Raw genomic sequence first — 12,178 nt, forward strand, 5'->3', positions numbered from 1 at the left:
GGGTCTGTGCATGGCGACGCATACCAGAGGCGAGGCGTATGATTTTGAGCTTTTTGAGCCAAAGAGAAAGCAGGAGTTGCAACCGCAACCCCAAAACAATGTCATACGGCTTCCGCGGGAAGAACTGGAAAAGAACCGCCGTCCGAAACACAGGGCCTTCAAGGTGATTTCTGTGTGTACATTCCTGGTGGTGATGTTGGGAATTGTTGGGACGTTCGTGTACGGACAGGTCCGCCTTTCCGAATTGACGAATGAAATCAACAGCACGACCACAGAGCTGTCTGAGCAGGAGAGCTTATATACCCAGTTGAAAATGAAATCCCAGGCAAAGCTGTCGTTGGAAACCGTTGAGGAATACGCAGAGACGCAGTTGGGAATGCGCAAGTTGGAGCAAAACCAGGTGGAATATATTAGTTTGTCCGAAGGGGACAAGGGCGAAGTCCTGGAAGAGGATTCTTCGGAGAACTGGCTGACCTCTGCTTGGAACTTTATTCAACAGTTATTATCATAATGTTTACCAATGCGCATATAGATTGAAAGGGACCGTTCATAAGAGGGGATTCCTGTTCCATGGGATACATCAGGATTCCTCCCGAAATCAATGATTGTAGAAGCGGGAGAGTTAAGAGGGTATCTTGACTCTCCGCTTTGTAATATGGAGGTTGCAAATGGCAAAAGGAACAACGATCCGAATGTGGAGACGCACCGCTTTTCTATTGGCCATTCTCATCATTGGCTTCGCTGTGGTTGTAGGGAGCCTATTCCGCTTGCAGTTGGTGCAGGGGGAAGAGATGCAGACCCGTGCGGTAGACCAATATCTGAAAGATACGTCTATCAGCGCTAAACGCGGTACGATCTATGACTGTAATATGAAGGTGTTGGCAAAGAGCGCCGGTGTCTGGAAAGTGGTATTGGAGCCCAATTATATCACCGATGACAACCGGGGATTGATCTGCAACGGGCTGTCCCAGATTCTCGGTCTGGACAAAGCGGACTTGATCGAGAGAAGCAAGAAAAAGACCTATTATGATGTGGTTCAGAACAAGGTAGAAACCGACGTCAAGGACCAGATTGTAGCCTTTAAGGAAGAAAATGAGATCACCAATGGGATTCGGCTGATCCCGGATTACAAGCGCTACTATCCATACGGAAAGTTTGCCTCTTCCGTGCTGGGATTTACAGGTTCGGACAATCAGGGCTTGGCGGGCATTGAAGCGCAGTATGATTCGGAGTTAACGGGCGTCCCTGGGCGCCTTGTTACGGCGAAAAACGCCGTTGGAACCGATATGCCATTTGACTATGAACAGATGGTGGATGCACAAAACGGCCACAGCTTGGTCCTCACTATCGACGAAGTGGTACAGCATTTCCTGGAAAAATATCTGGAAGAGGGCGTAGCGAACAGCGGCACCAGAAACCGTGCCTGCGGGATCGTGATGGATGTCAATACAGGTGCAATCCTTGGAATGGCGGTCAAAGGGGACTTCGACCCCAATGATCCGTTTACGTTGAGCGATCCCAAGGAACAGGCAGCGGTCGACGCCCTCCAGGGGGAAGAACGGACCAAGGCGCTGAATGAGGCGCGGCAGAAGCAATGGCGGAATAAGTGCGTCAGCGACACCTATTACCCAGGTTCCGTCTTCAAAATGGTGACAGCTTCTATGGGATTGGAAGAGGGCATCATCAGCGAGAACACCTCCTTCTCCTGCCCGGGTTATTACGTGGTTGCGGACCGCCGTATCAGCTGCTGGAAGTCGGGCGGCCATGGTTCGGAGACCTTTGCCCAGGGATTGTGCAATTCTTGCAACCCAGTATTCATTCAGGTGGGTGAAAAGTTAGGCCCGGAAACATTCTTTAAGTATTTTGAAGCGTTTGGATTTACCCAGAAGACGGGCATCGACCTGCCGGGCGAGTCCCGCAGTATTTACTACGACGAGACAATGGGCCCCGTGGAACTGGCGACCGAATCCTTTGGTCAGAACTTCAGTATTACGCCCATTCAGATGATTACTGCGGCAGCGGCCGTTGCAAACGGCGGCTATCTGGTGCAGCCGCATGTGGTAGCCCAGGTGATCGACGATGAAGGGAATATCGTCCGAACAACGGATACGACGGTCAAACGCCAAGTGATCTCCAATGAAACATCCCGCAGAGTGAGTGCGATGCTCCAGGAGACTGCAACCACAGGTACAGCTAAGAACGGCTATATTGCAGGCTACCGCGTGGCTGGTAAGACCGGTACTTCCGAAAAGATCGCGGAATGGGTTGCACAGGGAAAACAGGGAGAAAAGAAATACATCGCTTCTTATTGCGGTTACGCCCCAGCGGACGATCCGCAGGTGGCTATGCTAGTGTTCTTCGATGAACCGCTTCCGCAGGGTGGCCAGGTGTTCGGCAGCGCGATTGCAGGCCCGCCGTTTGCAAAGGCGATGAGCGAAATCCTCCCCTATCTCGGCGTGGAGGCCAAATATACGGAGGAAGAACTTGCGAAGCTGGATACCAGTACCCCAGATGTGTTAGGCAAGAACGTACAGGAAGCTCAGAACACTCTACAGAGCGCAGAGCTTGATGTAAAGGTATACGGCCAAGGTGAGACTGTTCTCTCGCAGGTACCAGAACCGGGCAAAAGTATTCCGAAGAGCGGTTGCGTGGTTTTGTTCACCGACGAAGAGAGCACTTCGCAGACAGTGACAGTTCCCAACCTTGTAGGGCTTACTTTATCACAAGCTAACTCCGTGGCGGCCAATGCAGGGATCAACATCAGTATTTCCGGCGCAGCGCTTACCGGGAACAATGCGGTTTCCAACCTGCAAAGTATCCCGGAGGGCAGCCAGGTTCCTCCAGGGACTATGGTAACAGTTGATTTTGTGGAGTTGGATTCCGTGGAATAGAACCAAGAAATGGTTTAAAAAAGGCGATATATCCGTGCTTTTTCCCAATGAACCTAGGGGGAAAAGATGGTATAATGAACATATATGGAAAATTCCCATTGGGAATGTAGAAAAGCCGCCGGAATGGCAATCCTGGGCGGCTTTTCTACGCAGATGGGTTATAATAATACCGCGTGTGCGCGGAAATGGTGACAAAGGGGATATTGCATATGGCGGACGGCATCTGGATACTGGCGGCGGCGGTCATTGCGTTTGCAGTGACGGGGTTGCTTGGGAAATGGCTGGTACCATTTCTGCACAAGATCAATTTCGGACAGACGATCCGGGAAGTGGGCCCCAAGTGGCATCAAAAGAAAAACGGAACGCCGACGATGGGCGGTTTTATGTTCATCATCGGCATTTTTGTGGCCGCTGCGGCCTGCCTTATACTGTTCTACCGGGCTTCTGGGCAAAACCCCCAGGATATGAACATGCAGACAAAGCTGCTGGGCGGCTTCCTCATGGCAGTAGGTTTTGGCGGTGTCGGCTTTATCGACGACTATATCAAGGTAGTCAAGAAGCGCAATTTGGGCCTCAACGAAAAGCAGAAGCTGATTTTGCAATTTCTGGTGGCAGGCGCGTATCTTCTTTCCCTCTATCTCTCCGGCGGTTCATCGGTCACCTTGATCCCGTTCCTGGGCGGTGTGGACCTGGGCATTTTTTATTGGGTAATTTCCCTGCTGGGGATTGTGGGAATGGTCAATGCAGTCAATTTTACCGATGGGATCGATGGCCTGAATGCCTCGGTGACATTTTTTGCCTCCTTGATCTTTATGGTGATCGCCGGGATTTTGGGGGCGAACGGCATGGGAATCCTCGCCGCTGCGACAGCAGGCGGATGCCTTGGGTTCCTGATCTGGAATTTCAATCCGGCGAAGGTCTTTATGGGCGACACCGGTTCCCTGTTCCTGGGCGGGATGGTCTGCGCATTGGGCTTCGGCCTGAATCTGCCGGTTTTGATTCTTCCCATCGGGATTATTTATATTGTAGAGATCCTTTCCGTCGTCTTGCAGGTCACCTATTTTAAGGCGACCGGTGGAAAGCGGCTGTTTAAAATGAGCCCTATTCACCATCATTTTGAGATGTGCGGCTGGAGCGAGGTCAAAATTTGTGCCGTTTTCAGCCTGGTGACGCTGTTGTTTGGCGCGTTTAGCGTGGCGGCGGCCTGGTTTGGGCTGTAAGCGTTAAAATGACATTTTTGGCAATCGATTTGTGGTTTAATGGAAAAAGAGCCCGTAAGTTTTAGACTTTTCCGAGGATTGACCGGATTCGAAAGGGGGACGTCTTTATGGCGACAAGGGCGGACAGCAAACGCGGAGCAACCGTAACGCGCTTGCCCACCGCGCGGAATTCAGACACGGGGGAGATCCCTCGGAAGGCGTCGTTTGGAAGGCGAATCCGGAAAAAATTCCGCTTGTTTTCCGTGCGTGCAGGGATGGACCTGCCTTTCTTTTTCCTGGTGCTCACGCTCATGGTGATCGGCCTGATTATGCTGTTCTCTTCCAGCTATGCCTATGCCTATTATAATTATGGAAACAGCTATTATTTTATCATCCGGCAAGCTGGCTTTGCAGTTGCGGGTATTTTCATTATGGTGGCGATCTCCTATTTTGATTACCACCACCTACACAAATTGGCCATTCCAATCCTATTAGTCACTTACATGCTCCTGGTGTTAGTGCTGTTTATGCCCGAAAGAAACGGCGTGCGGCGCTGGATCTATCTAGGGCCGGTCAATTTCCAGCCTTCTGAGATCGCCAAGTTTGCTTTGGTCCTCATTTTTGCCCATTTGATCTCCATCAATTTCAAGCGTATGAGTACCTTCCGGTATGGGGTGCTGCCGTACCTATTGATCTTGGGTTCGATTGCGGTTTTGGTCCTGCTTGAAAAGCATGTCTCTGCAACCCTGATTTTGGTAGCGTTGGCGGGCGTGATGCTGTTTATCGGAGGCGTCCAATTGCGTTGGTTTGCCATTGCCTTTGGGGTGTTGGGTGCGGCCGTGGCTTATATTGTCTTGTTTAGCGCAAAATTTGGCTATGCGAGCGACCGCATCTCTGGATGGCTGGACCCCTTCGGGACAACCGTGGATACGTGGCAGACGCGCCAATCGCTGATGTCGATTGGATCGGGCGGTTTGCTGGGCCTTGGCTTGGGGCAGTCCCGTCAAAAATATCTGTATCTTCCGGAACCGCAGAACGATTTTATCTTTGCGGTGGTCTGTGAGGAGCTTGGTTTTATTGGTGCCCTGCTGATTGTTATTTTGTTTGCCATGTTGGTGTGGCGTGGGATCACTGTGTCCCTCAAAGCGAAGGACAAATTTGGCATGCTGTTGGGGATCGGGCTGACTGTCCAAGTGGGCTTACAGGTGATTTTGAACATTGCCGTGGTAACCAATACCATTCCCAATACGGGCATCAGCTTGCCCTTCTTTAGTTATGGCGGTTCATCCCTGATGATTCTTCTGGCGGAGATGGGGGTTGTCCTGTCGATCTCACGAACTTCCACGATTGAAAAGACATAGCCCCGGGCAGTTGGATTATGATAGGAGAAGGTATTTATGAGAGTTTTGTTTGCTGGCGGCGGGACCGCCGGGCACATCAACCCCGCATTGGCAATTGCGGGATACCTGCGTGAGCGGGAACCGGATGCGGAAATCTTATACATCGGTGCCAAGGGCGGCATGGAAGAACGTCTGGTTCCGGCCGCAGGGTACCCGTTCCAAAGCATCACGATTTCGGGCTTCCAGCGAAAGTTGAGCTGGGAGAACTTGAAAAAGAACGCAAAGACCGTTGTGCGGATGTTCACCTCAAGCCATGAAGCGCGGAAGATTATTGCCGAATTCAAGCCGGACGTCTGTGTGGGAACGGGAGGTTATGTGAGCGGGCCTGTGATCCGCGATGCCATCAAGATGGGGATCCCGTCCGTGATCCACGAGCAAAATGCGTATCCGGGCGTTACCAATAAGGCGCTGAGCCGGCACGCGACACGGACCATGTTGGCGGTGGCAGATGCCCAGCGGCATCTTGACCCCAAAGCACGCTGCGTGCTGACGGGCAATCCTGTGCGGCAGGAGGTCATCCGCGCCCGGCGGGAGGATGCGCGCAAGAAGCTGGGGTTGGACGAGCGCCCCCTGATCCTTTCCTTTGGCGGGAGCCTTGGCGCCCGTAAGATCAATGAGGCGGTGGCCGACCTGCTGGTATGGAGTGCCCATTCGGGGAGGTTCCAACATATTCATGCTTATGGCCAATGGGGGAAATGGTTCCCCAGCCTTCTAAAGGAAAAAGGGTTAGATCTTGCCAAACATCCCCAGATGGATATCCGGGAGTATATCAACGACATGCCGGATTGCCTGGCGGCGGCGGATCTCGTGATTTGCCGTGCCGGCGCCATTACGCTCAGCGAGTTACAAGCGCAGGGGCGTGCATCGATCTTGATTCCTTCCCCGAATGTGGCGGAGAACCACCAATACCACAACGCCATGGCGTTGGTCAACCGCGGCGCTGCTGCAATCTTGGAGGAAAAAGACCTGAGCGGGGAAGCGCTCTGCAAAAAAGTCCAGGGATTATTTGAAAATCCCGATACGATTCCTACATTTGCGGCAAACGCCAAAAAAATGGCAATTCTGGATGCAAATGAGCGCATTTATCATATCATAAAAGAGATTATAAAGTAGGGCCTGCGCTCTTTTTTCTAATGTGCACAGCATACACCCCCTGTGCATAGTATACAGCAGTTCAAAAAATTCCTGTAATACGTGGAAAACGCCGGGCGCCGGCATGTTTCCCAGGGGAAAAGGGGTGCGGCTATGTCAAAACTTTTGATTCAAGGGCCCAGCCGGTTAAAGGGGGAAATTCGCGTACATGGCGCGAAAAACAGTACACTACCTTTGATGGCGGCTTCGCTGCTCTGTGACAGCACATGTGTGCTACATAACTGTCCGGTCCTTTCCGATGTAAAGACTTCGGAAAAGATTTTACAGCATCTGGGGTGCCGCACGGGGCGCTCCGGCTCGGATGTTTTGATTGACCCGCGCGGCGTGGAACAGAGCGATATTCCAGAGCACCTGATGCGAGAAATGCGCTCTTCCATTGTCTTTTTGGGTGCGATCCTTTCCAGGATGGGCCGTGCAGAGCTTTCGTTTCCAGGAGGTTGCGAGTTGGGTCCGCGTCCGATCGATCTGCACCTCTCCGCTCTGCGGAAGATGGGGGTCACCATTCAAGAGGATCACGGTTGTTTGAAGTGCAGTGCGCCGGAAGGACTCAAAGGCGTCCAGATTGCCTTTTCTTTCCCGAGCGTTGGGGCGACGGAAAATGTCCTGCTTGCCGCCTGCTGTGCAGGTGGAACGACCACGATTACCAATGCGGCCCGTGAACCAGAAATCTGCGATTTGGCGGATTTCTTAAACTGTTGCGGTGCGAAGATCAGCGGTGCAGGGGATAGCACCATTGTTATTGAGGGTGTAAAAAGCCTGCACGGCTGTGAGCATGAGGTGATCCCAGACCGGATTGCCGCTGCAACTTATCTGGCGGCAACGGCGGCGACGGGGGGCAGCATTATATTGAACCACGTCGTCCCGGAACATCTGGCGCCAGTCCTTCCATTGTTTGAAGAAAGTGGATGCCGTTTTGCTATTCATGAAAAGGAGATTTATATGTCTGCGCCAAGCCGGTTGGGCCGGATAAAGAATGTGCGGACCATGCCTTATCCGGGTTTCCCGACAGACGCACAAGCGCCTATGATGGCAATGGCCGCCGTAGCGAATGGCACAAGCATCTTTGTTGAAAATATTTTTGAAAGCCGTTATAAGCATGTGGGGGAGTTGCTCCGCCTGGGGGCCAATATCAAGGTGGAGGGGCGCGTAGCTGTGGTGGAAGGTGTTGGACGCCTTTCCGGCGCGCCTGTGGAAGCGGCAGACCTGCGTGGAGGCGCAGCGTTGGTCGTAGCCGGGTTGGCGGCCCAGGGGGAAACCCTCGTCAGCGGTGTGCGGCACATTGACCGCGGGTATGAATGCTTAGAAGAAAATTTGTGCCTTCTCGGCGCGCAGGTAAAGCGGCTTCCGGATTGATAGGGAGCCAAGCGGCAAGTCCAAATGGAAGGAAGTGAAACCAGCATGGTAAGGACACCCAACGGCACGAGAGACGGCCCGCAAAGCCGGAGGACTCCACAGAACCCTCCGAGAGAACCGCCGCACTATTCCAGTGGGCGGCAGGTCCCACACGGAATTGAGCAGCGGGCGGCTCTACGCCGCCGCCGGAAGCGCCGGCGGGCAATCCTATTTTACATAGCGATGTTTTTGTTTGTCGTCGTTGCAGCGGTGACGCTTTCTTTAACGGTGTTGTTCAAAATCGATACCATCCAAGTGACGGGTAGTTCTCGTTATCCAGCGCAGCAGATTGTTTCGATTAGTGGAATCGTGCAGGGGGAAAACCTGTTCTTAGCCAAGACAAAAGAGGCGCGTACGGCCATTGAAAGCCAGTTGCCTTATATCAAAGCAGCAACCGTTTCCCGGCAGTTACCTGCCACCATTGTGATCCATGTCGAGGACGATACCGCAAAGGGTGCGATCGCCTATGAAGGGCAGTATGCGCTGATTGGAAGCGGCGACAAGGTATTGGAATTTGTGGATACTCTCCCCCAGGGGGTTACTTTGGTGAAAGGGCTGGATCTTGCAAAGGCCGAAGTAGGGCAACCGATTGTATACACGGATGATGTGGAGTTGAGTTCCTCGCCTGCGGACGATGCTTCGGAAGCGGATGGGTCGTCTGCCGAAGCATCGGGGAGCAGCCCTAGCGAGTCCACACTTGCTGGGGGGGAAGATTCCAGCCACAAGTCAAAAGAGATCTTTCAGGAGCTTTGGACGGCCATTGAGGAAAGCGGATTGGACAAGATTACGGAGATCGATCTTAGCGACCGGTATAACCTCGTGATCCTTTACGATAACCGCATTACGATGGAGCTGGGGTTGCCCACCGATTTGGAGTATAAACTCCATTACGCAAAAGGAATATTAGATGCCGGAGGGATCAAAGATACCGAAAAAGGAACTTTGAAGCTTTCGGATGCCATGGACAATAGAGTACCATTCGAACCGGATTATTCAAATTCGAGTGCAGCGGCGCCTGGATAGCTTGGGAAAGTTTGGAAACTTTTAAGCTTACGCAAATAGTTATTGAAATTGTTTTGTAAAAGTGATAAATTAGTAATATCCTAGGCAAAGTCTGGCGCTATGGAATAAAAGGATGTTTAAGGGGGACGCAGCAATGCCTTTTGAGATTGATAATGATTTTGACAATATTGTACAGATAAAAGTGATTGGCGTCGGCGGCGGCGGCGGGAACGCTATCGACCGCATGGTGTCCATGGGGGTCCAAGGGGTGGAGTTTATCTCCATCAATACAGATAAGCAGGCACTTTACCGTTCAAAAGCAACCCAAAAGATTCAGATTGGCGAGAAGGTGACCCACGGAAAGGGCGCCGGCTCGAAGCCGGAGATGGGCCAAAAGGCCGGTGAGGAAAGCCGTGAGGCAATTGCGGCGGCGATCCGTGGGAGCGACATGGTATTCATTACCGCCGGTATGGGCGGCGGTACGGGCACGGGTGCGGCGCCGATCGTTGCGGAAGTGGCGCGCGATATGGGTGTTTTGACCGTTGGCATTGTCACAAAACCCTTTGCATTTGAAGGCAGACGCCGCATGGAACAGGCGGAGAGCGGAATCGCCGCCTTGCGTGAACATGTGGATTCCCTTGTAGTCATTCCGAATGAACGCCTGAAGTTGGTGAGCGAGCAGCGGATTACGCTGGTGAATGCGTTTTCCATCGCGGACGATGTGCTCCGCCAGGGCGTGCAGAGCATCTCGGACCTGATTAAGCTCCCCGGATTGGTCAACTTGGACTTTGCGGACGTTACGGCGATCATGAAAGACGCTGGCTATGCGCACATGGGCGTTGGCCGCGCATCCGGCAAGGATAAGGCGGAGGCAGCGGCAAATATGGCGATTTCCAGCCCGCTGTTGGAGACGGCGATCAATGGCGCAAAGGGTGTGATTGTGAATATTACTTCTTCCCCGGATATCGGTTTGGACGAAATCGAAACAGCCTCTTCTATGATTGCTTCCCAGGCACACGAAGATGCAAATATCATTTGGGGCGCTGCCTTTGATGAGAGCATGGAAGACGAAATGAGTGTTACGGTTATTGCTACTGGATTTGCAACGCACGACGGCACCAACGAAGCCGCCCAGGATGACCGTAAGAGCAGCGCGCCTACGGGGACGTATTCCAATAATACACGCGATAGCCGTGATAGCCAGTCCCGCCGGTCAGCTCCAGCCCCCATCGACGACGATGATACTTTCATAGATATCATGTCGATTTTTAATCGCAAGTAATCGTACATAAGGACGCTTAAAGCCCGGAACATTCCGGGCTTTTTTCGTGCCCATTCAAAACTGGAATAGAAAAAAGATGATTTGAGGCCAAATTGGGCCCTGTGTGGCATTACAGGATAAATTTCTGAAAATAATGCGCAAAATGTGCTGCGCACCCTTGAAATCTCCACTTTTTGTGCTATAATGAATTTGTTATCGAGAGAAAAAGTGTTCGCGCGTACATCCGCGCGCATTTTTTTGCGCATTCCTGCGCCCGTTGGGAGGTGGCATTGTGAAACCGGACCCTTTATGTAGTCACATAGAAAAAGAGAATAAAGGAGATGAACGCAATGCTGTCCTACTACAAGACGATTGATGGACATATTACTCAGTTGGAGGCATGCGAACCGGGTTGCTGGATCAACTGCATTGCCCCGACCGATGCGGAGATTAGCGGCCTGATTGAAGATTTCCAGATTGAACCGGACTTCTTCCGTGCCGCAATGGACGAAGAGGAATCTTCGCATATTGATACCGAAGATTACAGCACGTTGGTCATCATCGATATGCCGGTGGCGGAAACGTCCGGCGACAATGTGACCTATTCCACCACGCCGCTCGGCATCATTATCACAGAAAAAAATGTGATTACCGTCTGTACAAGGGGGAACCCCGTCCTGGATGAGTTTACAGATGGGGCGGTCAAAGGGGTACAGACCAATCTGAAAACGCGCTTTATCCTTCATCTGATGCTCCGGATTGCAACAAAATATTTGCAGTATTTGAAGCAGATTGATAAACTCAGCAGCCATGTGGAGCGTGAGCTGCGCAAATCCATGAAGAATTCTGAGCTGATTCAGCTTTTGGATATTGAGAAGTCCTTGGTCTACTTCTCCTCTTCGCTAAAAGGCAGTGAAATTACCATTGAGAAAATTTCACGCGGACGCGTTGTGAAGCTTTATGAGGAAGACCAGGACCTGCTGGAAGATGTGCTGATCGAGGTCCGGCAGGCGATTGAGATGTCCAGCATTTATTTGAACATCCTTTCCGGCACGATGGATGCCTTTGCCTCGGTCATCAGCAACAACTTGAACATCGTGATGAAGGTCTTGGCCTCCATCACCCTGATCATCTCCATTCCGACGGTTATCTCCAGTTTCTATGGGATGAATGTCGAGGGGCTTCCGCTGCCGTTTTTCTGGTTCCCGTTGCTTTTGGCCATTGTAAGCATGGGGATTGCATATTTGATCCTTCGGAAGAAGGATATGTTCTAAAGGGACGAACCAAACGAGGGAACTGCAAAGGCAGCTCCCTTCTTTTGTGGAGGGATAAAATCATGGAACGGATTCGGGTTCATACCAGTGAATTGATGGAGCGCGCGAAGACGCTCCGCGCGGGCGACCAGCTCCTGTTGAGCGGCACCATTTACACCGCCCGCGACGCAGCGCACAAGCGCATCTGCGCACAGTTAGACCGCGGAGAGGAGCCGCCCTTCCCGATACAGGGGTCCACCGTTTATTATGCCGGGCCGACGCCCGCCCCGGAGGGGTTGCCCATCGGTGCCTGTGGCCCGACCACTTCTTCAAGGATGGACGTCTTTGCCCCGCGCTTGCTGGATCTGGGCATGGTGTGCATGATTGGGAAGGGGAACCGCGCCCCAGCCGTGGTGGATGCCATCCGCCGTAATGGGGCTGTATACCTCTGCGCCATCGGCGGTGCCGGCGCATTGGCGGCCAAATGTGTGCGCAGTTTAAAGGTGATCGCTTATGAGGATCTCGGTTGTGAGTCGGTCAAGGAACTTCAAATTGAAGATTTTCCACTCTTTGTGACCATTGATTGCGCGGGGGGCAGTCTCTTCGCAGATTGATCCCATTAGAAGCG

The 12,178-nt window shown here is 52.3% G+C and carries 10 protein-coding genes; all 10 read left to right on the plus strand.

Going from position 1 to position 12,178, the window contains the following annotated elements:
• Positions 1-10: 10 nt before the first annotated feature.
• The 10 genes from I2G69_RS07155 to I2G69_RS07200 all read left to right on the plus strand — a co-directional run bounded on the left by I2G69_RS07155 (position 11) and on the right by I2G69_RS07200 (position 12,164).
• Positions 11-511 (plus strand): hypothetical protein, encoded by a 501-nt coding sequence (locus tag I2G69_RS07155; RefSeq protein ID WP_087234815.1) that lies wholly within the window; start codon positions 11-13, stop codon positions 509-511.
• Positions 512-668: 157 nt separating this feature from the next.
• The gene (locus tag I2G69_RS07160) at positions 669-2,891 is read left to right on the plus strand and encodes a penicillin-binding transpeptidase domain-containing protein (RefSeq protein ID WP_191362435.1); all 2,223 of its coding nucleotides are present in this window, start codon (positions 669-671) and stop codon (positions 2,889-2,891) included.
• 209 nt (positions 2,892-3,100) lie between these two features.
• Positions 3,101-4,111: a phospho-N-acetylmuramoyl-pentapeptide-transferase gene (mraY, locus tag I2G69_RS07165; RefSeq protein ID WP_087234813.1), complete on the plus strand. Its 1,011-nt coding sequence runs from the start codon at positions 3,101-3,103 to the stop codon at positions 4,109-4,111.
• 254 nt (positions 4,112-4,365) lie between these two features.
• Positions 4,366-5,451: a putative lipid II flippase FtsW gene (gene ftsW, locus I2G69_RS07170; protein ID WP_172749748.1), complete on the plus strand. Its 1,086-nt coding sequence runs from the start codon at positions 4,366-4,368 to the stop codon at positions 5,449-5,451.
• Between the two features lie 36 nt (positions 5,452-5,487).
• Positions 5,488-6,603, plus strand: a complete 1,116-nt coding sequence (gene murG / locus I2G69_RS07175) for an undecaprenyldiphospho-muramoylpentapeptide beta-N-acetylglucosaminyltransferase (RefSeq protein ID WP_087234811.1) — start codon at positions 5,488-5,490, stop codon at positions 6,601-6,603.
• Between the two features lie 132 nt (positions 6,604-6,735).
• Entirely contained in the window at positions 6,736-7,995 is a 1,260-nt protein-coding gene (murA, locus tag I2G69_RS07180; RefSeq protein WP_087234810.1) for a UDP-N-acetylglucosamine 1-carboxyvinyltransferase, read from the plus strand.
• Between the two features lie 45 nt (positions 7,996-8,040).
• On the plus strand, positions 8,041-9,057 hold the full coding sequence (locus I2G69_RS07185; protein ID WP_195451195.1) for a cell division protein FtsQ/DivIB: 1,017 nt from the start codon (positions 8,041-8,043) through the stop codon (positions 9,055-9,057).
• 133 nt (positions 9,058-9,190) lie between these two features.
• Positions 9,191-10,318: a cell division protein FtsZ gene (ftsZ, locus tag I2G69_RS07190; protein WP_191395625.1), complete on the plus strand. Its 1,128-nt coding sequence runs from the start codon at positions 9,191-9,193 to the stop codon at positions 10,316-10,318.
• A 329-nt stretch (positions 10,319-10,647) separates the two neighbouring features.
• Complete coding sequence (locus I2G69_RS07195) at positions 10,648-11,571, plus strand: magnesium transporter CorA family protein (RefSeq protein ID WP_087234807.1); 924 nt, start codon at positions 10,648-10,650, stop codon at positions 11,569-11,571.
• A 62-nt stretch (positions 11,572-11,633) separates the two neighbouring features.
• On the plus strand, positions 11,634-12,164 hold the full coding sequence (locus tag I2G69_RS07200; RefSeq protein WP_087234806.1) for a FumA C-terminus/TtdB family hydratase beta subunit: 531 nt from the start codon (positions 11,634-11,636) through the stop codon (positions 12,162-12,164).
• Positions 12,165-12,178 lie beyond the last annotated feature (14 nt).

It is taken from the genome of Anaeromassilibacillus sp. D41t1_190614_C2 (genome assembly GCF_015558525.1).
Classification (GTDB): Bacteria; Bacillota; Clostridia; order Oscillospirales; family Acutalibacteraceae; genus Anaeromassilibacillus; species Anaeromassilibacillus stercoravium.